The following is a 22,056-nucleotide window of genomic DNA, read 5'->3' on the forward strand; positions in this document are numbered from 1 at the left end:
TGCTGAGGCCTTCAACCGTTTTACGCGTGAGGAGAAGTGTGATGACTACGTTCAACTCCGGGGCCCAACCCCAGAACCGTGCGCCCCAATCCATCGGCTTCCTGCTGCTGGACAACTTCACATTGATCTCCCTCGCGTCAGCGGTCGAGCCACTGCGTATGGCGAACCAGCTCTCGGGCCGCGAGCTGTATCGCTGGACCACATTGACGGCTGATGGCGGCCAGGTCTGGGCCAGCGACGGCCTGCAGATCACCCCGGACGCCGCCATGCACAAGGCGCCGGTGCTCGACACGGTGATTGTCTGCGGTGGCGTCGGCATTCAACGCAGCGTTACCCGCGAACACGTCAGCTGGCTGCAGAGCCAGGCGCGTCAGTCCCGTCGTCTTGGTGCGGTGTGCACCGGCAGCTGGGCACTGGCCTGCGCGGGCTTGCTGGATGGTTTCGATTGCAGCGTGCACTGGGAATGTCTGGCCGCGATGCAGGAAGCTTTCCCCCGCGTCGCCATGAGCACGCGCCTGTTCACCCTTGACCGCAACCGCTTCACCAGTTCCGGCGGCACCGCGCCACTGGACATGATGCTGCACCTGATCAGCCGCGATCATGGCCGTGAGCTGTCCGCCGCGATCTCGGAAATGTTCGTCTACGAACGCATCCGCAACGAACAGGATCATCAGCGCGTACCGCTCAAGCACATGCTTGGCACCAACCAGCCGAAGCTGCAGGAAATCGTCGCGCTGATGGAAGCCAACCTGGAGGAGCCGATCGATCTGGACGAGCTCGCGGTGTATGTCGCCGTGTCCCGACGTCAGCTGGAAAGGCTGTTCCAGAAATACCTGCACTGCTCGCCGTCGCGCTATTACCTCAAGCTGCGCCTGATCCGCGCGCGGCAATTACTCAAGCAGACACCGATGTCGATTATCGAAGTGGCTTCGGTCTGCGGCTTTGTCTCTACGCCGCACTTCTCCAAGTGCTATCGCGAGTACTTCGGCATCCCGCCGCGCGACGAACGCGTGGGCTCCAATACCACCCAGCAGGTGGCGATGCTGCCGATTCCGCAGTCGCTCGTCCTGGCGCCGTTGTCCGGCCCACTGTCAGCGCTGAGTCAGGCGCGTAATGAGTCGACGTTTGCGAGCGTGCGGTTGTAAGAGCGCAACGGTCTCCTGTAGGAGTGAGCTTGCTCGCGATCAGTCGTATGGACGATAGATCTGTGTCGGCTGTACCGGCCTCTCGCGAGCAAGCTCACTCCTACAAAATGCGTCACGCCTCTAGGCACTCTGCTTGTAAGCCGCCAGCGCCGGCAACAATTGCTGATCAATCGCCTGGCGCACAGCTGGCAAAATCGTCGCGCTGCCGCTCAGCAGTTTCTCTACCAGTTGCCGCAAAGCCCGAGCGCGGTCGTCATTGAGGCCGCGCACCGCTTGGGCACAGGCCTGTTCTGCGCTGAGGCCGGAGGGCACCTCGAGACCGATCGCTCTGAGTTGGCTGATCAAGTCGTCCTGGTCGATGAGGTCTGCGTGCATCATGACGTGCGCTCCGGTTGTTGAGATTGACCTGATTCTGGTGGTGCGTGCGTGAGCTCGGCAAGCGCTGGCGTCACAGATGTCTGGCATACGCATCAGCGTGTCGTTTTCGGCTATGTAACCGTTTAGTTCATTTGGCATAATCGGCCCACTTACGTTGCGCGGACTACGGTTTGGTCACCCTCTGGCCCGCGCAACTGCCTCACCCCGGTTTTGTAACGGCTTAACCGGGGATTTTTTTGCCTGTCACTTAGGCTCCCTCGAGCGGCAGGGCATGAGCGGTCTGCGCAACGTCGGATGGTTTGATAAACTCCGCAGCCTTCCAGGAGCCGCCATGAACTACCGTCACGCCTTCCACGCCGGCAACCACGCCGACGTTTTCAAACACATCGTTCTGACTCGCTTGATCGCGCTGATGTCGCGCAAGGAGCAGCCACTCGCTTACCTCGACACCCACGCGGGCATCGGCCTGTATGACTTGCAGGGCGATCAGGCAACGCGCACTGGCGAATGGATCGAAGGCATTGGCCGTCTGTGGGATGCCGACGACGTGCCTGAAATGGCGGCCGGTTACATCGACGCGATTCGCCAGATGAACCGCAAGACCGGCGAACTGCGTTACTACCCGGGCTCTCCCGAACTGGCCCGCCGCCTGACCCGCGAACAGGACCGCGTGCTCCTCAATGAGAAGCACCCCGAAGACGGCGCGCTGCTTAAAGACAACATGAAATACGACCGCCGCGTCGCCGTGCACCTCGGCGAAGGCTGGCACGTGCCACGGGCGTTGTTGCCGGTTCACGAGAAGCGCGCGGTGATGCTGATCGATCCGCCGTTCGAGCAGCTCGACGAGATGAAGCGCTGCTCCGTCGCCCTCAAGGAAACCATCGCGCGGATGCGCCAGACCGTTGCGGCCATCTGGTACCCGATCAAGGACCAGCGCGCCCTCAAGCGTTTCTATCAGGAACTGGCAGAGACCGGCGCGCCGAAGCTGTTGCGGGTCGAGTTGTTCGTGCATCCGCTGGACACACTCAACAGCCTCAACGGCTCCGGCCTTGCGATCGCCAATCCGCCATGGGGGCTGGAAGAAGAGCTGCGCGAGTTGATGCCATGGCTGGCGAAGAAACTCGGCCAGACCCAGGGTGACTGGAAGATGGATTGGTTGATTGCGGAGTAGCCGCTCTTGGTTCCTGCGGCGTGACGGCTTACGTCTTCCCGGCTAAAGCCAGTCCTACAAGGGAAACGCGATCTGTCGGTAGGACCGGCTTCAGCTGGGAATAGGTTAGTGGCAGCACCCTTAATTCTGCGGCGTGACATCCGACGTCTTCCCGGCTAAAGCCAGTCCTGCAGGTGTACGGGATCGGTCGGTAGGACCGGCTTCAGCCGGGAAGAGGCCGGTTGGAGCACCCTTAATTCTGCGGCGTGCCGCCCGACGTCTTCCCGGCTAAAGCCAGTCCTACAATGGTTGCGTGCTGTGTATGTAGGACCGGCTTCAGCCGGGAAGGGGCCAGTTGTAACACCTTCAATTCTGCGACGTGACACCCGACGTCTTCCTGGCTAAAGCCAGTCCTACAAGGGAAACGCGATCGGTCGGTAGGACCGGCTTCAGCCGGGAAGAGGCCAGTAGCAGCATCCTCAATTCTGCGGCGTGACAACCGACGTCTTCCCGGCTAAAGCCAGTCCTACGAAGAGCACCCGGGGTATAAGCGGTTAAGGCTCAGTTACCCGCCAGACTCGGCGGCATGCAGACGCCGGTGCCGCCGATACCGCAGTAGCCCTGAGGGTTCTTCGCCAGGTATTGCTGGTGATACGCCTCGGCGAAGTACACGGTCGGCGCCTGGTCGATGTCGGTTGTGATTTCCCCGAGACCGGCCTTGGCCAGTTCGGCTTGATACACCTCGGCGCTGGCCTTGGCCGCCTGCAGTTGCTCAGGGGTTGTCGCGTAGATCACCGAGCGGTATTGGGTGCCGATGTCGTTGCCCTGACGCATGCCCTGGGTCGGGTTATGCAATTCCCAGAACATGGCCAGCAGTTGCTCATAGCTGACCTTCGCAGGCTCATACACCACGAGCACCACTTCGGCGTGGCCGGTCAGACCCGAGCAGACTTCTTCGTAGGTCGGGTTCGGTGTGAATCCACCTGCGTAACCCACGACGGTGCTGACGACGCCATCACGTTGCCAGAAGCGACGTTCTGCTCCCCAGAAACATCCCAGACCAAAGATGGCGAATTCGACGTCGTTGAAGAACGGCCCAAGGAGGGGAGTGCCGTTGACGAAATGAGTTTCAGGCAGGGTCATGGGTGTTTCACGCCCGGGCAGTGCCTGCTGGGCTGTAGGGAGAGCGTTTTTATTCACAAGAATTTCCGAGCGCAAGACCATGAGGCACATCCTCTCTGGGGCAGGACAACCAACATGCGTTGTCAGTGAAAACCGTATATGGGGTCAGAATCGGCTGATGCAAATGCAGGGCGGCAAGTGTGCCGCACTGATGTGATGCGGGGAAGGGGGGGCTCAGGCCAGCGGGCCGCGCGGGTAGCGACGCAAGGTTTCGATCAGCGCTTCGCCCGGGATCGGCTTGTCGAACAGATAACCCTGACCGACATCACAGCGATGGCGACGCAGGAAGGCCAGTTGTGCCGCCGTCTCGATGCCTTCGGCGACCACGGTCAGCTTGAGGTTGTGAGCCATGGCGATGACCGCCGAGGTGATTTCCATGTCGTCCTGATCATCCGGAATGTCCCGAATGAAGCTGCGGTCGATCTTGATCACGTCGATGGGGAATTTCTTCAGATAGCTGAATGACGAATAGCCTGTACCGAAGTCATCCATCGCCAGTGTCAGGCCCAGGGTCTTCAACGACTCCAGCTGCAGGCGTGTGTCTTCAGTTGCCTCCAGCAGCAGACCTTCAGTCAATTCCAGTTCCAGTAGCGACGGGTCGAGCTGTTCGTCACGCAGAATACCGGCCAGCGAAGAAACCAGCTCCGGATCGGAAAACTGTTTGGGCGACACGTTGATGGCCACATGCAGCTTGCCGTAGCCAGCCGCAGTCAATTGCTTGCTCATGCGGCAGGATTGGCGCGCGACCCATTTGCCGATCGGGATGATCAGGCCGGTCTCTTCGGCGACGCTGATGAACTGATCCGGGCGGATCATGCCTTTTTCCGGATGGTTCCAGCGCAACAACGCTTCCATGCCCAGCAAACGGCCACTGCGCAGGCACAGTTTCGGCTGGTAGAAGACCTCAAGTTCGTTCTGAGTCAGGGCGCGGCGCAGGTTGTTCTCGACGAACAGCTTGTAGCTCGCCTCGGCGTTCAGCGCCTCGGTGAACACTTGCACCTGATGCTTGCCGTTGGCCTTGGCTTTGTGCAGCGCCAGGCCCGCGTTTTTCATCAGCGTCTGTGGGTCGCGGCCATGGATCGGCGCGCACGCCAGCCCTACCGAGCCGGTCACGCTGATCAGCTGATTGTCGACGAACATCGGCTTGTCCAGCGTACTCAGCACCTGGCTGGCCACACGTTGGCCTTCCTCGGGACTGGTGTCGTCGAGCAGCACGGCGAATTCGTTACTGGCGAATCGCGCCAGTATGCCGGTCGGGCTTAGGCTGTTGCGCAGCCGACGGGCGAGGCTGATCAGCAGCTTGTCCCCGGTGTGGTGGCCGAGGCTGTCGTTGATGCGCTTGAAGTTGTCGATGTCCACCAGCAACAGGCTGATCGGGGTTTCAACGTCGCGGGCGAAGTGCTCGTCCAGGGTTCGGATGAAGGCCGGACGGTTGCCCAGATTGGTCAGATTGTCCGTGTACGCCAGGCGCTCGATCCGCTGCTGGGAGAGCTTGGCCTGGGTGATGTCTTCGTAGATGCCGATGTAATGGGTCAGCTCGCGGTTGTCCCCGTACACCTTGGAAATCGACAGCTGGCCCCAGTAGGGCTCCAGGTTTTTGCGCCGGCTCTTGAACTCGCCCTGCCAGCTGTTTCCGTTGACCAGGCTGGAGTTCGCGTCGAGCAGCAGCGCGCTGAGGTTTTCGAGCGCTGGCAGCTCCGAGAGTTGCTGCCCGTGGACTTCGTCGGCGGGGTATTGAGTGATCTCGGTGAAACTCGGGTTGACGTACTCGACCACGCCGTCGCGGTTGACCAGCAAAAACGCGTTGGCGCTCTGCTCTACGGCACGCTGAAACAGGTGCAGGGCGCTAGTGGCGGTGCGGCGGTTGTGGTTGTTGATGGCGTGGGCAAACTGATCGGCCAGCTCACCGGCAAAGGCGATCTCATCAGACTGCCATTCACGGGGGGCGCCCGTCTGCTCAAGGCACAGCACGCCCACCACCTGGCCGTCGATGCGCACGGCGGCGTCGAGTATGGCGGTGATGTCCTGGGTGCGCAGTCGCTGAACCAGCTCTTTGGTGCGCGGATCCTGCTCGACATCGTTGACGTCGATGGCGCGGCTGGTATGCAACACATCCAGGTAGCTGGGGAATTCGCTGATATCGATCGCGTTGGTTTTGGGGAACGTGCTGGTATCGCGGCGATACTCTGCAATCGGTTCCAGGGTTTTGCCGTTCAGGTTCCACAGGCTGGCGCAGGAGATGTTGTAGATCTCGCAGGCGCTTTTGGTGATCAGCTCTGCCGCTTCCTGCAGGGAATTGTTCGAACTGTAGCGATGGCGTGCCAGGCGCAGAATCAGGCTTTGCTGGCCGCGGACCCGTTCCAGATGGTGCAACTGTTCGTGCTGGGCGCGCTGATTGAGCTCCAGCGCGATCTGCAGACGGGAGTTCTGCACTTCCAGATCCGGGCTGATCACCAGTTCGCCGGGCTCGACCTGCTCATTGACGACCATCAGATAGCCGCGCAGCAAGTGCCGATTGTGTTGCTTGTAAGCCTCACCAATCTCCACCAGACCCAACGGGCCGCGCGTCGTGTGCAAGGTGTAGCGAATCAGGTAATGGGCGCCACCCGCCAGTTGCAGCTGCACGGCGTCGTGCAGTTGATAGCGCGCTTCGGGCTCCATGAGGCTGGCATACGGCGTGCCGACCAGCGCGCAGAGTTCCACGGCGGGCATGCTGAATTGCTTTTCGCAGTTCGGATCCAGATAGAGCATGGCCCAGCTGGGTTCATTCAGCCGCTCGAAACGCAGCATGCCGAGCCGCGAAGGCACCGGTAGTTGCGTCACGACCTCGGCCGCCGGTCTACCGGCAGCATCAGGTTGGCTTTTCATGAAGGAACTCGCTTTCAGGGTGCTGTCGCGCACGGGCAAGGAGCCCGTCTTTAAGTCGCGTGCCGCAAGGTTGCATCATGGCGAACGGGCTGACAAGTGAGCGCGATGGCTTAGTGCTATAAATCTGTCGGCAGACGGTTGATTTACTGGAGGTAATTGATCGGATTGTCAGGGTGAGGGTCGAGCGGTTGGTATGTGTGCATGATCAGCTATCGGCCGCGGGATTAAATACTGTAGGCGCTTGAGGCCGAGGGGCGTCCTCTTTTTAAAGGCAAAAAAAGCCCCGCCAATCAGCGGGGTTGAGGTACGAGCGTGGCAGCTCGAGAAAGCGAAGGCCCGTTTCGCGAAAAACGGGCCTTGTACGGCTTACAGCAGAATCGTGCGGATGTCCGCCAGCAATTCGCTCAGACGCTTGGTGAAGCGCGCTGCGGCGGCGCCGTTGATCACGCGGTGATCGTAGGACAGCGACAGCGGCAGCATCAGGCGGGGCTGGAATGCCTTGCCGTCCCAGACCGGTTGCATGGTGGCCTTGGACACGCCAAGGATCGCCACTTCCGGGGCATTGACGATCGGCGTGAAGCCGGTGCCGCCAATGTGGCCCAGGCTTGAGATGGTGAAGCAGGCGCCTTGCATGTCGTTGGCCGACAGCTTTTTGGAGCGTGCCTTTTCCGCCAGCTCGGCCGCTTCGGCTGCCAGTTGCAGCAGGCTCTTCTGGTCGACGTTCTTGATCACCGGGACCAGCAGGCCTTCCGGCGTATCCACCGCGAAACCAATGTTGAAGTACTTCTTGCGAATGACCGCTTTGCCGCTTGGCGCCAGCGAACTGTTGAAGTCCGGCAGCTCCTTGAGCATGTGCGCGCTGGCCTTGAGCAGCAGCGGCAGAATGGTCAGCTTGACGCCGGCTTTTTCGGCCACGGCTTTCTGCGCGATACGGAAGGCTTCCAGGTCGGTGATGTCGGCCTGGTCGAATTGCGTGACGTGCGGAATGTTCAGCCAGCTGCGATGCAGGCCGGTTGCGCCCAGCTGCATCAGGCGCGTCATCGGCACTTCTTCGGTTTCGCCGAAACGGCTGAAATCGACTTCCGGAATCGGCGGGATGCCCATGCCGCCGGCAGCGCTGCCAGCAGCAGGCGCGTCCTTGGACTTGGTCATGATCGATTTGACGTACGCCTGCACGTCTTCTTTCAGCACACGACCGTGGGGGCCGGTTGCCGAAACAGCGTTCAGCTCAACGCCGAACTCGCGCGCCAGCTGACGGACAGCCGGGCCAGCGTGAACCTTGGCGCCGTTGTTCGCAGGTGCAGCGGCGGGTGCGGCAGCAGGCGCGCTTTCAGCTTTCGCAGCCGGAGCAGCAGACGCGGCCGCCGGAGCAGCCGCTTCAGCCTTGGCCGGAGCCGGGGCAGCAGCTTGTGCAGGTGCGGCAGCCGGTGCAGCACCGGCCACTTTCAATTTCAGGATCAGATCGCCAGTGCCGACTTCGTCTTCGACCTTGACGCTGATGCTTTCGACGACGCCAGCGGCCGGAGACGGGATCTCCATCGAGGCTTTGTCGGATTCCAGGGTGATCAAGGATTGATCAGCTTCGATGCTGTCGCCCACTTTGACCATCAGCTCGATGATGCGAGCCTTGCCCGACGAACCGATGTCCGGAACGTGAATGTCCCGAACGGTATCGGAAGCCGCAGGTGCAGCCGCTGCAGCAGGCGCAGGTTCGGCTTCGGCTGGCTTCTCGGCAGGTTTTTCAGCGGCAGGGGCAGGCGCGGCAGCAGCAGGTGCAGCAGCAGGCTCGGCCGCCGCTTCGCCTTCCACTTCCAGCTCAAACAGCTCGTCGCCTTCTTTCAGGCGGTCGCCCAGCTTCACTTTCATCGCCTTGATGACACCGGCTTTAGGCGCAGGGATTTCCATGCTTGCCTTGTCCGACTCCAGCGTCAGCACGCTCTGGTCAGCTTCGATGCGATCACCGACCTTGACCATCAACTCAATGACTTCACCTTCACCGTTGCCGATGTCGGGTACACGAATTAACTCACTCACAATGTCTCTCCTTAGGAGAACCTGTTCCTCGACTGCGCTGATTCATCTGCGACGAAACAGCCTGAATGCTCATTTACCGAAGTAAATTCCGCATTGGCGGCTGTTTCGCGCACCTTTCAGCGCTCTATTCGATCGTTACGCAGACCTTAGCAGTCCAGCGGGTTGCGCTTTTCAGGATCGATGCCGAACTTGGCAATGGCTTCCGCCACGACTTTAGGTTCGATGTCGCCGCGATCGGCCAAGGCTTCCAGGGCGGCCAGCACTACGAAGTGACGGTCAACTTCGAAGAAGTTGCGCAGCTTCTTGCGGCTGTCGCTACGGCCGAAACCGTCGGTGCCCAGAACCTTGTATTCCTTGGTCGGAACCCACTGACGGATCTGGTCAGCGAACAGTTTCATGTAGTCGGTCGAAGCGATCACCGGACCTTTACGGCCGTTCAGGCATTCTTCAACGTAGCTCAACTGTGGCTTCTGACCCGGCTTCAGGCGGTTGCTGCGTTCTACGGCCAGGCCGTCGCGACGCAATTCGTTGAAGCTGGTGACGCTCCAGACGTCCGCGCCAATGTTGAACTGCTCGCGCAGGATCTTCGCCGCCTCGCGTACTTCACGCAGGATGGTGCCCGAACCGAGCAGCTGCACGTGATGCGCTGCTTCCTTGGTGTCTTCTTCCAGCAGGTACATGCCCTTGATGATGCCTTCCTCGGAACCGGCCGGCATGGCAGGTTGCGTGTAGGACTCGTTCATCACGGTCAGGTAGTAGAAGACGTCCTGTTGTTCTTCGAACATCTTCTTCATGCCGTCCTGAATGATCACCGCCAGCTCGTAGCCGTAGGTGGGATCGAAGGTGCGGCAGTTCGGAATGGTCGAGGCCAGGATGTGGCTGTGGCCGTCTTCGTGCTGCAGACCTTCACCGTTCAGGGTGGTACGACCGGCGGTGCCGCCGATCAGGAAGCCACGGGTGCGGCTGTCGCCAGCGGCCCATGCCAGGTCGCCGATACGCTGGAAACCGAACATCGAGTAGAAGATGTAGAACGGAATCATCGGCTGGTTGTGGCTGCTGTACGAAGTACCTGCCGCGATGAACGAAGACATTGCGCCGGCTTCGTTGATGCCTTCCTCGAGGATCTGACCTTTCTTGTCCTCGCGGTAGAACATCACTTGTTCTTTGTCGACTGGCTCGTACAGCTGGCCTACGGAAGAGTAGATGCCGAGCTGGCGGAACATGCCTTCCATGCCGAACGTACGGGCTTCGTCCGGAATGATCGGAACGATGCGCTGACCCACTTCCTTGTCCTTGACCAGTTGGGTCAGGATGCGCACGAAGGCCATGGTGGTGGAGATTTCGCGGTCGCCGGAGCCGTCAAGGATGGCCTTGAGGGTTTCCAGTGGCGGAGTCGGCAGGCTGAAGCTCTGCGCGCGACGCTGTGGAACGAAGCCGCCCAGTGCAGCGCGACGCTCGGCCAGGTAACGCGCTTCGGCGCTGCCTTCTTCCGGCTTGAAGAACGGCAGGGCTTCGAGCTGATCGTCTTTGATCGGGATGTCGAAGCGGTCACGGAAGTGACGCAGGCTGTCGACGTCGACCTTCTTGGTGTTGTGCGCGGTGTTTTTCGCTTCACCGGCGCCGGTGCCATAACCCTTGATGGTCTTGGCCAGAACCACGGTCGGCTGACCCTTGTGGTTCACCGCTGCGTGGTAAGCCGCGTAGACCTTGTACGGGTCGTGGCCGCCACGGTTCAGCTTCCAGATTTCGTCGTCGGACATATCCGCAACCATCGCCTTGAGTTCTGGCGAGTTGAAGAAGTGTTCGCGCACGAAAGCGCCGTCTTTGGCTTTGTAGTTCTGGTATTCGCCGTCGATGACTTCGTCCATGCGACGTTGCAGGATGCCGTCAACGTCCTTGGCCAGCAGTGGGTCCCAGAAACGGCCCCAGATGACTTTGGTCACGTTCCACTGAGCACCGCGGAACACGCCTTCCAGTTCCTGGATGATCTTGGCGTTGCCGCGAACCGGACCGTCCAGACGCTGCAGGTTGCAGTTCACGACGAAGATCAGGTTGTCGAGCTTCTCGCGACCGGCCAGGGCGATGGCGCCCAGGGATTCCGGCTCGTCGGTCTCGCCGTCGCCCAGGAAGCACCAGACTTTCTGCTTGCCTTCAGGGATGTAACCGCGGTGCTCCAGGTATTTCATGAAGCGCGCCTGGTAGATCGCCTGAATCGGACCCAGACCCATGGAAACGGTCGGGAACTGCCAGAAGTCTTTCATCAGCCACGGGTGTGGATAGGACGACAGACCGTTGCCATCGACTTCCTGACGGAAGTTGTTCATCTGGTCTTCGGTGATGCGGCCTTCCATGAACGCACGGGCGTAGACGCCTGGCGATGCGTGACCCTGGAAGTAGATCAGGTCGCCGCCGTGTTCGTCGGTCGGGGCCTGGAAGAAGTAGTTGAAGCCGATGTCGTACAGGGTTGCACTGGAAGCGAAGCTGGAGATGTGGCCGCCCAGATCCGGGTCGCCGATGTTGGTCTTGACCACCATCGCCAAAGCGTTCCAACGTACCAGCGAGCGAATGCGGCGTTCCATGAACAGGTCGCCGGGCATGCGTGCTTCGTGGGTAACGGGGATGGTGTTGCGATAAGGCGTGGTGATGGCGTAAGGCAGCTGCGAACCACTACGTGTGGCCAGCTCACCCATACGGGTCATCAGATAATGAGCACGGTCTTCGCCTTCTTTGTCGAGAACCGATTCCAGGGCGTCCAGCCATTCCTGGGTTTCGACGGGATCGAGGTCTTGCATGGCTTGCTCCAGGGCGGAAAGGCTTCCAGAATCGGTTGCCTGAGTTTGTTGCGACTGGCCTTGTGGGCAGACGATATAAATTCTTGGATGACCGGATGGGTCCCCGGTGTTGTGTAGTTTTACTACAAATCTCGGGCTAATTCAGCTTTTTGACTTGTATATACAGTAGTAAAACTACAGCTGAGCGACGTTTTCACTCGTGGTGCAGTGTCCATTAAAGCGATGTTCTCGGTGTAAAAATCTGACGAATCACTTGGCGGAACATGCTGGCAATCAAGATTTGTCAGCCATGAGCAATTTTTAACCTTTGTTCGACAGTCTGTCCGTGCCGTGTATGCACCGCCAAGGCAGCCTGACATTTGAACGCCGATCAAGGATAAACCATGAGCCTTCCCCTGCTGGCCGAGCTGCCGGCTGTCCTCCTGCCGTTGGTCACTCGCGCGGGCCAGTCCTGGCGTACCGCTCTCGATTCCCTGACAGATGAAGCCAGGCATCAATTTCAGGCCTGGCCCGAAGCGCGGCTGTCGGCGTTTGATCGTGTGTGTGCGGCCAGCGATTTCGTTGCCGATCAGGTTTCACGCGATCCGCTGATGCTGCTCGACCTCGCTGAGTCCGGTGAGCTGGAGCGTAGTTTTGCGCCCGGCGAGCTGCTTGGGCACATCGCCAATGCCGTCGTTCAGGCTGCCAGCGACGATGAGCTGGGGCGTAATCTACGTCGTCAACGCACGCGCCAGCAAGTGCGAATTATCTGGCGGGACCTGACCCGGCAGGCCGATCTGGTGGAAACCTGCCGTGATCTCTCGGACATGGCAGATCGCTGCATCGATCTGGCTTACAAGTGGCTGTACGAGCGGCATTGCCAGCAGTTCGGCACGCCGACCGGCCGTCGGACTGGCGAACCGCAACAGATGGTTATCCTCGGCATGGGCAAGCTGGGCGCCGTCGAGCTGAACCTGTCGTCCGACATCGACCTCATCTTTGCCTATCCCGAAGGTGGCGAAACCCAAGGCGTCAAACGTCCGCTGGACAACCAGGAGTTTTTCATCCGCCTGGGTCAGCGATTGATCAAGGCGCTGGACCCGGTCACCGTCGACGGCTTCGTTTTCCGCGTCGACATGCGCCTGCGCCCGTATGGGTCTTCCGGTGCATTGGTGCTCAGCTTCAACGCGCTGGAGCAGTACTACCAGGATCAGGGCCGCGACTGGGAGCGCTACGCGATGATCAAGGCGCGGGTGGTGGGCGGTGATCAGGAGAGGGGCAGCGAGTTGCTCGACATGCTGCGGCCGTTCGTCTATCGCCGCTATCTGGACTTCTCGGCCATTGAAGCGCTGCGCACCATGAAGCAGTTGATCCAGCAGGAAGTCCGGCGCAAGGGCATGGCCGATAACATCAAGTTGGGGGCGGGCGGCATTCGCGAAGTGGAGTTCATCGCCCAGGCGTTTCAGCTGATCCACGGCGGGCGCGATTTGAGTCTGCAGCAACGGCCGTTGCTCAAGGTGCTGAAAACCCTTGAAGGCCAAGGCTATTTGCCCGCTGCGGTCATTGATGAGCTGCGTGAGGGCTATCAGTTTCTGCGCTATACCGAGCACGCCATTCAGGCGATTGCCGATCGGCAAACGCAAATGCTCCCCGACGACCCGCAGGATAAAGCCCGCATCGCCTTCATGATGGGCTTTGCCGATTGGGCGAGCTTTCATGAGCAGTTGATGCATTGGCGCGAGCGGGTCGGGTGGCACTTCCGGCAGGTCATCGCCGACCCCGACGAGGAAGAAGGCCAGGAGGACCACGGTGAAGAAATCGTCGGCGGCGAGTGGCTGCCGCTGTGGGAAGAGTCCCAGAACGAAGAAAGCGCCTGCCTCCAATTGCAAGAGGGCGGATTCGCCGACGCGCAGAAGGCGCTGAAAAATCTGAGCAACCTGCGCAACAGTTCGCAGCTGCGTTCGATGCAGCGTCTGGGGCGCGAACGGCTTGATGCCTTTATTCCGCGCCTGCTCGCCCAGGCGGTCGAGCACGACAATCCCGATCTGGTGCTGGAGCGGGTGCTGCCGCTGGTGGAAGCGGTGGCGCGTCGCTCTGCGTATCTGGTGTTGCTCACCGAGAACCCCGGCGCGCTGCGTCGATTGCTGACCCTGTGCGCGGCCAGCCCTTGGATTGCCGAGCAGATCGCCCGCTTCCCGTTGCTGCTCGATGAGCTGCTGAACGAAGGTCGGCTGTTCAGCCCGCCCCAGGCGCCCGAACTCGCTGCCGAGCTGCGCGAGCGTCTGACGCGCATTCCCGAGGACGATCTCGAACAGCAAATGGAAGCGCTGCGGCATTTCAAACTGGCACACCGTCTGCGGGTTGCCGCTTCTGAAATCACCGGCAGCCTGCCGCTGATGAAAGTCAGTGATTACCTGACCTGGCTGGCCGAGGCGATTCTTGAGCAAGTGCTGGCGCTCGCCTGGCGCCACACCGTTGCCCGTCATGGTGCACCGCGTCGACCGGATGGCACATTGTGTGATCCCGGTTTTGTCATCGTCGGCTACGGCAAGGTCGGCGGCATCGAGCTGGGGCACGGCTCGGATCTGGACCTGGTGTTCATCCACGATGGCGATCCCCAGGCTGAAACCGACGGCGCCAAGCCGATCGATGGCGCGCAGTTCTTCACCCGGCTCGGTCAGCGGATCATTCATTTGATCACCACCCAGACCAACTCCGGCCAGTTGTACGAAGTCGACATGCGGTTGCGTCCTTCTGGCGCGGCGGGTTTGCTGGTGAGTTCGCTCGGGGCGTTTGCCCGCTATCAGGAGAACGAGGCCTGGACGTGGGAGCATCAGGCCTTGGTCCGCGCGCGGGTGCTGGTGGGCAGCACCGATGTCGGCCGGCAGTTTCAGGCCGTGCGCGCTTCGGTGCTGGGCCGCGAGCGTGATCTGCAGAAACTGCGTCAGGAAGTCAGCGAGATGCGCGCCAAGATGCGCGACAACCTCGGCACCCGCACAACGGCGGCAGGCAAGGGGGCGAATGCGTTCGAACCGACGGCGCGGTTCGACCTCAAGCAGGACGCCGGAGGTATCGTCGATATTGAATTTATGGTGCAATACGCGGCCCTGGCGTGGTCCAGAGAGCATCCCGCGCTGCTTCGTTACACCGATAACATCCGTATTCTCGAAGGCCTTGAAGAGGCGGGTCTGATGGCCGCCGCCGATGCCGGTTTGCTGCGTGAGGCTTACAAGGCCTACCGCTCGGCCGCTCATCGACAGGCGTTGCAGAACGATCCGGGTGTTGTGGCTGGCGACCAGTTCGCCACCGAACGGCGTGAAGTGATGCGGATCTGGGCACAGTTGGGGCTGAGTTGATTGCTGGCAGGGTTCGGATCTAACGGATCTATATAAAGCTATGACAGGGAGGCGTCAGGCGGCGTGTGCAAGCATCACGCTGCTTGGTGGGCCTCCCTGCTCGTTTCTGGTCGTTTTTGGAAGAGCATGAGAATTCTGATCGTAGGGCCCAGCTGGGTCGGTGACATGGTGATGGCGCAGACGCTGTTCCAGTGCCTGAAGCAGCGTCACCCGCAGTGCGAGATCGATGTGCTGGCGCCCGAGTGGAGCCGGCCGATCCTTGAGCGCATGCCTGAAGTGCGCACGGCCTTGAGCTTCCCGCTCGGCCATGGCGCGCTGGAGCTGGCCACGCGTCGGCGCATCGGCAAATCCCTCAAGGGTCAGTACGATCAGGCGATTCTGCTGCCCAACTCGCTGAAGTCGGCGCTGGTGCCGTTCTTCGCCGGTATTCCCAAACGCACCGGCTGGCGTGGCGAATTTCGCTATGGCCTGCTCAACGACGTGCGCACCCTCGACAAACAGCGTTATCCGCTGATGATCGAGCGCTTCATGGCGCTGGCTTACGACAAAGGCGCCGAGCTGCCGCGCCCGTATCCCAAGCCCAGCCTGCAAATCGAAACCGCCAGCCGCGACGCGGCGTTGGGCAAGTTCGGCCTGAGCCTTGATCGGCCGGTGCTCGCGCTGTGCCCGGGCGCCGAGTTCGGTGAATCCAAGCGCTGGCCGTCCGAGCATTACGCCATGGTCGCCGAAGCGAAGATCCGTGAAGGCTGGCAAGTCTGGCTGTTCGGCTCTAAGAACGACCATGCAGTGGGTGAAAGCATCCGCGAGCGGCTGATTCCAGGCCTGCGCGAAGAGTCCATGAACCTCAGCGGCGGCACCTCACTGGCTGAAGCCATTGATCTGCTGTCCTGCGCGGACGCCGTGGTCTCCAACGATTCCGGGCTGATGCACGTGGCCGCTGCGCTGAATCGACCGCTGGTGGCGGTGTACGGCTCGACCTCGCCGGGGTTCACGCCGCCGCTGGCCGATGAAGTCGAGATCGTCCGCCTCGGCATCGAGTGCAGCCCGTGCTTCGACCGCACCTGCCGCTTCGGCCATTACAACTGCCTGCGACTGCTGGAGCCGGATTCGGTGATCCAGGCCCTCGGCCGTATTGGCGCCGCCCCGGTCGAGGTCGCCTGACTTGCGGGTACTGCTGATCAAAACCTCGTCACTGGGCGACGTGATCCACACCCTGCCCGCGCTGACCGACGCCATGGGCGCGCTGCCGGGCATCCAGTTCGACTGGGTGGTGGAAGAGGGCTTCGCCGAGATTCCGACCTGGCATCCGGCGGTCGCCAAGGTGATCCCGGTGGCCATCCGTCGCTGGCGCAAGAACCTCTGGCAGACCCTCAAAAATGGCGAATGGGGCCAGTTCAAGCAGCGCCTGCGCGACACCCGCTACGACCTGGTGATCGACGCCCAGGGCCTGCTGAAAAGCGCCTGGCTGACCCGCTACGTCAAGGCGCCCATCGCCGGCCTGGACAAGACTTCCGCGCGCGAGCCCATGGCCGCTCGTTTCTATGATCGCCCCTATGCCGTTGCCCGCGGCCAGCATGCGGTCGAGCGTTTGCGTCAGCTGTTCGCCCAGGCATTGGCCTATCAGGTGCCTGCGGGATTGGGTAATTACGGCCTCGATCGCAGCCGCCTGCTCACTGCCACAAACGACGCGCCCTTCGTACTGTTTCTGCACGGCACCACGTGGGACACCAAGCACTGGCCCGAGCTGTATTGGCGGCAATTGGCCGAACGCATGATAGGCCAGGGGTTTGAAGTGCGGCTGCCGTGGGGCAATCCGGCCGAGAAGGCACGGGCCGAGCGCATTGCCGATGGCCTTGATAATGCCGTCGTGTTGCCCAAACTCAATCTGGCAGGCGTTGCACGCGTATTGGCGAGCGCTCAAGGCTGCGTCGCGGTGGACACCGGTCTCGGTCATCTCGCCGCCGCGCTGGACGTGCCGACCCTTTCGCTGTTCGGACCGACCAATCCGGGCCTGACCGGCGCATATGGCCGGTCGCAGGTTCATCTGGCCGCCGATTACCCCGCCTGCGCGCCGTGTCTGCAAAAGAAATGCACCTACCGACCGACGCCTGAAGATCAGCGTCAGGTCGATACCGAACGCGAGTGGCCCATGTGCTTTACTCGCTTGAATCCCGAGCGGGTAGCGAACCAGTTAGGCGCGCTATTGCTGGCAAAGGAACATCCCTGATGCAACTGGCATTCGTGCTTTATAAATACTTCCCGTTCGGCGGCCTGCAGCGTGACTTCATGCGCATCGCCCTGGAGTGTCAGCAGCGCGGCCATAAAATCCGCGTCTACACGCTGATCTGGGAGGGTGACGTACCGCCCGGTTTCGAAGTGCTGGTGGCGCCGGTCAAGGCGGTCTTCAATCACCGTCGCAACGAAAAGCTCACCGACTGGATGAACGCCGACCTGGCCAAGCGTCCCGTGGACCGGCTGATCGGCTTCAACAAGATGCCCGGCCTGGACGTGTATTACGCCGCCGACGGCTGCTACGAAGACAAAGCGCAAAACCTGCGCCACGGCCTATACAAATACTGGGGCCGCTATCGTCACTTCGCCGACTACGAGCGCGCAGTGTTCGCCAAAGACGCGAAGACCGAAGTGCTGATGATTTCCGAAGTGCAGCAGCCGCTGTTCATCAAGCATTACGACACGCCCCTTGCGCGCTTTCATCTGTTGCCGCCGGGGATCTCCCAGGACCGCCGCGCGCCGCCGAATGCCGCCGAAATTCGTGCTGAATTCCGTCGCGAGTTCAAGCTGGCCGACGATGACTTGCTGCTTGTGCAGATCGGCTCCGGCTTCAAGACAAAAGGCGTCGATCGCACCCTTAAGGCACTCGCGGCGCTGCCTGCTGAATTGAATAAACGCACACGCCTGTTTGTAATCGGCCAGGACGACCCCAAAGTATTCCAGCTGCAGAGCACGGCGCTGGGCCTGGACGATCACGTCACCTTCATGAAGGGACGCAGCGACATCCCGCGTTTTCTGTTGGGCGCCGACCTGTTGATACATCCGGCGTACAACGAAAACACCGGCACCGTGCTGCTTGAAGCGCTGGTGGCAGGACTCCCGGTGCTGGTCAGTGCGGTGTGCGGCTACGCCCATTACATCGCCGAAGCCGACAGCGGCCTGGTGCTTGATGAGCCGTTCAACCAGAGCCAGCTCAATCAGTACCTGGCCCGCATGCTCAGGGACGACGCCGCGCGCAGCACCTGGAGCCGCAACGGGCTGGCATTCGCCGACACGGCTGATCTTTACAGCATGCCGCAGCACGCTGCGGATGTGATTCTGGCGGAGCACCACGGATGAAACTGATCCTTGCTGAACCCTTCAAGCGCCTCTGGGCGGGGCGCGATGCGTTCGAGGCCGTTGAGGCGCTGCAAGGCCAGGTCTATCGCGAACTCGAGAACCGGCGCACGCTGCGCACCGAAGTCGACGGGCGCGGTTATTTCGTCAAGATCCATCGCGGCATTGGCTGGGGGGAAGTGGCGAAGAACCTGCTGACCGCCAAATTGCCGGTGCTCGGCGCGGGGCAGGAGTGGGATGCGGTCAACCGTCTGCACGAAGTCGGCGTCCCGACCATGACTGCCGTGGCCTACGGCGAGCGCGGCAATAACCCGGCCATGCAGCACTCGTTCATCATCACCGAAGAGCTGGCGCCGACCGAGAGCCTGGAAGACGTCAGCCTGAACTGGCGCAACGAGCCGCCCGAGCCCCGCATGAAGCGTGCGTACATCGCTGAAGTGGCGCGGCTGGTCGGGATGATGCACCGCGCCGGGGTCAACCACCGCGACTGCTACATCTGCCATTTTCTGCTGCATACCGACAAGCCGGTCACACCTGAAGATTTCAGGCTTTCGGTGATCGACTTGCACCGCGCCCAGACGCGCCCGGCTATTACCCAGCGCTGGCGCAACAAGGACCTGGCCGCGCTGTATTTCTCGGCGATGGACATCGGCCTGACCCGGCGCGACAAACTGCGGTTTCTCAAGGGCTATTTCCAGCAGCCGCTGCGGCAGATTCTGGCGCAGGAATCGGCGTTGTTGAGCTGGCTCGAAGGCAAGGCCGAGAAGCTCTATCAGCGCAAATTGCGCTACGGGGACGCGCTCTAATGGCGGGCTGGAAGCTGGAGTCTGGCTACGCCGCGCTGACGGAAGACTTCGGTACCCTCGACGCGGTGTTCGCCCTCAAAGGCGAGCGCCTGACCCGTGATCCACTGTCCGAAGTCATTCGCGTCGAACGCGGTGGCGTGAACTACTACGTCAAGCGCTACGTCGCGGCCGGCAAGGGTTTGCGTCGTTATTTGGGGCGTCCACGGGTTAAGTCCGAATGGCAGAATCTCAAGCGTTTCGCCAAGTGGGGCATCCCGACGGCAGAAGTCGTCGCCTGGGGCCTGGAGCGCAATGGCGCTGCGTATGATCGCGGTGCATTGATCACCCGCGAATTGCCGCGCACCGAAGACCTGTCGGAACTGGCACGGGCCAACGACACGCGCCTGGACAGCCGCGCGTGGGTCAACGGCGTCAGCCAGCAGGTCGCGCGCTACACCCGGACCATGCACGATCACCACTTCACCCATAACGATCTGAAGTGGCGCAACTTGCTGGTGGACGATCAGGCGACGGTGTTCCTGATCGACTGCCCCAACGGCGCGTTCTGGGTCAGCTTCATGCTGCGCTACCGGATCACCAAGGACCTTGCCTGCCTGGACAAGGTCGCCAAATATCACCTGTCGGCCACCCAGCGCCTGCGGTTCTACCTGCAATACCGTGGTCGTGAACGCTTGAATGATTCTGACAAGAAGCGCATCCGCCACATCGTCAGTTTTTTTGAGGGTCGTGAATGAGTGTTTTCATTGCTGACGCCGACCGGGGCCTGCTGGAGCGGCACGGTCTGGCGGACTTCGATGCGTTGTGGAACGTCGAGCTCGACGCGGTGGATGAGCCCAACACCGGTCGCGGCGGCTGGAGCAGTGTGTTTCGCCTGGAGCTGGAAGGCTCCGGTTATTACCTCAAGCGCCAGAGCAATTACCTGACGTACACCCTCCATCACCCGTTTGGCGAGCCTTCGTTTTCCCGGGAGTTTCGCAACATCAGCCTGTATCAGAAGCTGGGCATTCCGGCGCTGCATGCGGTGTTTTACGCGGACCGAAAAGTCGACGGCGAGCGCCGCGCGATTCTGATGACCCGCGCCCTGGATGGCTGGACCGATCTGGACACGCTGTTGCAGGACTGGCACGAGCGGCCGGCGACCGAGCGGCTGGCGATTCTGCAGGCGTGCGGGCAACTGGCGCGCACGCTGCACAAGGCCGGGCAGGTGCATGGCTGTTTCTACCCCAAGCATATTTTCATGCGGGCGCGCGGCGGAGAGTATCTGGCCCAGTTGATCGACCTTGAGAAGACGCGCAAGTCGATCTTCGGCCAACGCGACCGGGTCAAGGACATCGAGCCCTTGCTGCGCCGCGCACCGGTCTGGAACGAAACGGAAATCCGTGAGCTGCTTGCAACGTATCTGCATGCCCCGACCGACAGCGGGCTGGTCGACGCCTGGTGGCAGCGTGTCGCCAAACGGGGCAGTCACAAGCGCCGTGAGCGGTGACTTCTGGTTTTTGATGCACACGAGATTTACTGCCTGTCAGATCTGCGATCTGGATTTGGGCTTGATCAAAGAGGGCGCCGATGCGTTTGTCTGAACTGAAAAACGCCGGTCGCACCCCGGCGCTGCCGATGAACATTGCGCTGGAGGATGCGGCCGGCCCTGCCGAGCTGCAATTGCTCAGCCTGCTGCGCGTCTTGCCCGGTCAGCGGTACGTCGGCGCCGGCATCTGGCGCGGGCGGACGGTGCTGGCGAAATTGCTGGTCGGCCCCAAAGCCCCTCGGCATTTCCAGCGTGAGCGTGACGGCGTTCAGGCGCTGGCGAAGCAAGGCCTGCTAACGCCGTTGCTGTTGGCCGACGGGCTGCAGGAAGGCGAGGGCGGCTGGTTGCTGTTCGAGTTTCTGGATCAGGCCCAAAGCCTGGGCGATGCCTGGAAATCGGTGGAGGAGCTACCGCCGCTGGCCGATGAACAGCAGTCAGTGCTCGGCGATGCACTGGCCGCTGTCGGTCAGATGCACGCCAAAGGCCTGTGGCAGGAAGACCTGCACCTGGACAACCTGCTGCGTCAGGGCTCCACGTTGTATCTGATCGATGGCGCGGGCATTCGCGTCGAAGAAGCGGGCAAGCCGCTGTCCCGTCAGAAAGTGCTGGAAAACCTCGGCGTGTTCTTCGCACAGTTGCCCAAGTCGCTGGAGCCGTTCACCGAAGAATTACTCGTCTATTACCTGCTGAGCAACGGCGAGCACGGCTTGCCGGTCGAAGCGCTGCAAAAGCAGATCGACAAGGTGCGCAGTTGGCGCTTGCGGGATTATCTGATCAAGATTGGCCGTGAATGCAGCCTGTTCAGCGTCGAGGACGGTCCGTTTGCCCTGCGTGCGATTCGTCGCGAGGAAGTGCAAGCGATGCTGCCGGTGCTGGAGCAGGCCGACGCGCTGGTCGATGGCGGTCATCTGTACAAGACCGGTGGTGCGGCCAGCGTCGCCAAGGTAGACGTCGCCGGCCGCGAACTGGTGATCAAGCGCTACAACATCAAGAACCTGGCTCACTGGCTCAAGCGCTTTTGGCGTCCGTCCCGTGCCTGGCACTCATGGCGCGAAGGCAATCGGTTGCGGTTCCTCGGCATCGCAACGCCCACACCGCTGGCGCTGCTGGAAAAACGCTTCATGTGGCTGCGCCGTGAAGCGTATCTGGTCACCGAGTTCCTGGCGGGGCCCGACATCATTGAGCGCTTCGCGCCCTATGTAGCGTCTGGCGATGCGCCCGAAGCTGAGTTGCAGGCGCTGGACACTCTGTTTGCGCAGATGATCCGCGAGCGCATCAGCCACGGCGATCTCAAAGGCCACAACGTTTTCTGGCACAACGACCGCTGGTCGCTCATCGATCTGGACGCCATGTGTCAGCACAGTTCCCAGAGCTCGTTCGCGGCGGCGTTCGCTAAAGATCGCGCACGCTTCATGCGCAACTGGCCAGCCGACAGCGCGCTGCACCAGTTGCTGGAACAGCGCATCCCGACGGTTTCAAAAACACCGGAGTGA

Annotated in this window: 15 protein-coding genes; 10 read left to right on the forward strand and 5 right to left on the reverse strand. The window is 61.3% G+C overall.

Annotation, left to right across the window (positions count from 1 at the left end):
- Nucleotides 1-41: 41 nt before the first annotated feature.
- Nucleotides 42-1,145, forward strand: a complete 1,104-nt coding sequence (gene gbdR, locus AC0Z8Z_RS15475; RefSeq protein ID WP_122625583.1) for a choline metabolism transcriptional regulator GbdR — start codon at nt 42-44, stop codon at nt 1,143-1,145.
- Between the two features lie 120 nt (nt 1,146-1,265).
- Here the strand turns inward: gbdR and AC0Z8Z_RS15480 are convergent, their stop codons facing one another.
- Complete coding sequence (locus tag AC0Z8Z_RS15480; protein ID WP_205484945.1) at nt 1,266-1,523, reverse strand: hypothetical protein; 258 nt, start codon at nt 1,521-1,523, stop codon at nt 1,266-1,268.
- 331 nt (nt 1,524-1,854) lie between these two features.
- Between AC0Z8Z_RS15480 and AC0Z8Z_RS15485 the strand changes: the two genes are divergently transcribed.
- A complete protein-coding gene (locus tag AC0Z8Z_RS15485) occupies nt 1,855-2,694 on the forward strand; it encodes a 23S rRNA (adenine(2030)-N(6))-methyltransferase RlmJ (RefSeq protein ID WP_485619683.1) in 840 nt (279 codons plus the stop codon).
- A gap of 540 nt (nt 2,695-3,234) precedes the next feature.
- Here the strand turns inward: AC0Z8Z_RS15485 and msrA are convergent.
- The 4 genes from msrA to aceE all read right to left on the reverse strand — a co-directional run bounded on the left by msrA (nt 3,235) and on the right by aceE (nt 11,549).
- Nucleotides 3,235-3,897 (reverse strand): peptide-methionine (S)-S-oxide reductase MsrA, encoded by a 663-nt coding sequence (msrA, locus tag AC0Z8Z_RS15490; RefSeq protein WP_485619684.1) that lies wholly within the window; start codon nt 3,895-3,897, stop codon nt 3,235-3,237.
- 132 nt (nt 3,898-4,029) lie between these two features.
- The gene (locus tag AC0Z8Z_RS15495; RefSeq protein WP_485619685.1) at nt 4,030-6,723 is read right to left on the reverse strand and encodes a putative bifunctional diguanylate cyclase/phosphodiesterase; all 2,694 of its coding nucleotides are present in this window, start codon (nt 6,721-6,723) and stop codon (nt 4,030-4,032) included.
- Between the two features lie 366 nt (nt 6,724-7,089).
- Nucleotides 7,090-8,757, reverse strand: coding sequence for a dihydrolipoyllysine-residue acetyltransferase (gene aceF, locus AC0Z8Z_RS15500; RefSeq protein ID WP_485619686.1), 1,668 nt, complete (start codon nt 8,755-8,757; stop codon nt 7,090-7,092).
- Nucleotides 8,758-8,903: 146 nt separating this feature from the next.
- Nucleotides 8,904-11,549, reverse strand: coding sequence for a pyruvate dehydrogenase (acetyl-transferring), homodimeric type (gene aceE, locus AC0Z8Z_RS15505; RefSeq protein ID WP_108119093.1), 2,646 nt, complete (start codon nt 11,547-11,549; stop codon nt 8,904-8,906).
- Between the two features lie 383 nt (nt 11,550-11,932).
- On the opposite strand from aceE, the gene glnE reads away from it, so the two are divergent.
- The 8 genes from glnE (at nt 11,933) to AC0Z8Z_RS15545 (ending at nt 22,056) form a co-directional block, all read left to right on the forward strand.
- Entirely contained in the window at nt 11,933-14,884 is a 2,952-nt protein-coding gene (glnE, locus tag AC0Z8Z_RS15510) for a bifunctional [glutamate--ammonia ligase]-adenylyl-L-tyrosine phosphorylase/[glutamate--ammonia-ligase] adenylyltransferase (RefSeq protein ID WP_485619687.1), read from the forward strand.
- Nucleotides 14,885-15,010: 126 nt separating this feature from the next.
- Nucleotides 15,011-16,045, forward strand: a complete 1,035-nt coding sequence (waaF, locus tag AC0Z8Z_RS15515) for a lipopolysaccharide heptosyltransferase II (protein WP_485619688.1) — start codon at nt 15,011-15,013, stop codon at nt 16,043-16,045.
- A 1-nt stretch (nt 16,046) separates the two neighbouring features.
- Nucleotides 16,047-17,111: a lipopolysaccharide heptosyltransferase I gene (gene waaC, locus AC0Z8Z_RS15520; protein ID WP_485619689.1), complete on the forward strand. Its 1,065-nt coding sequence runs from the start codon at nt 16,047-16,049 to the stop codon at nt 17,109-17,111.
- Nucleotides 17,111-18,235 carry a glycosyltransferase family 4 protein gene (locus AC0Z8Z_RS15525; RefSeq protein ID WP_485619690.1) on the forward strand — a complete coding sequence of 375 codons (1,125 nt, stop codon included), beginning with the start codon at nt 17,111-17,113 and terminating at the stop codon, nt 18,233-18,235. The genes waaC and AC0Z8Z_RS15525 overlap by 1 nt, the downstream gene beginning before the upstream one ends.
- The gene (gene rfaP / locus AC0Z8Z_RS15530) at nt 18,232-19,038 is read left to right on the forward strand and encodes a lipopolysaccharide core heptose(I) kinase RfaP (RefSeq protein ID WP_122533862.1); all 807 of its coding nucleotides are present in this window, start codon (nt 18,232-18,234) and stop codon (nt 19,036-19,038) included. Before AC0Z8Z_RS15525 ends, rfaP begins: the two co-directional genes overlap by 4 nt.
- Entirely contained in the window at nt 19,038-19,772 is a 735-nt protein-coding gene (locus AC0Z8Z_RS15535; RefSeq protein ID WP_122625592.1) for a lipopolysaccharide kinase InaA family protein, read from the forward strand. Before rfaP ends, AC0Z8Z_RS15535 begins: the two co-directional genes overlap by 1 nt.
- Nucleotides 19,769-20,524 (forward strand): lipopolysaccharide kinase InaA family protein, encoded by a 756-nt coding sequence (locus tag AC0Z8Z_RS15540; RefSeq protein WP_485619691.1) that lies wholly within the window; start codon nt 19,769-19,771, stop codon nt 20,522-20,524. The genes AC0Z8Z_RS15535 and AC0Z8Z_RS15540 overlap by 4 nt, the downstream gene beginning before the upstream one ends.
- An 80-nt stretch (nt 20,525-20,604) precedes the next feature.
- A complete protein-coding gene (locus AC0Z8Z_RS15545; RefSeq protein ID WP_485619692.1) occupies nt 20,605-22,056 on the forward strand; it encodes a lipopolysaccharide kinase InaA family protein in 1,452 nt (483 codons plus the stop codon).

This window comes from Pseudomonas sp. 1L-C-7-B-C1 (genome assembly GCF_057291635.1).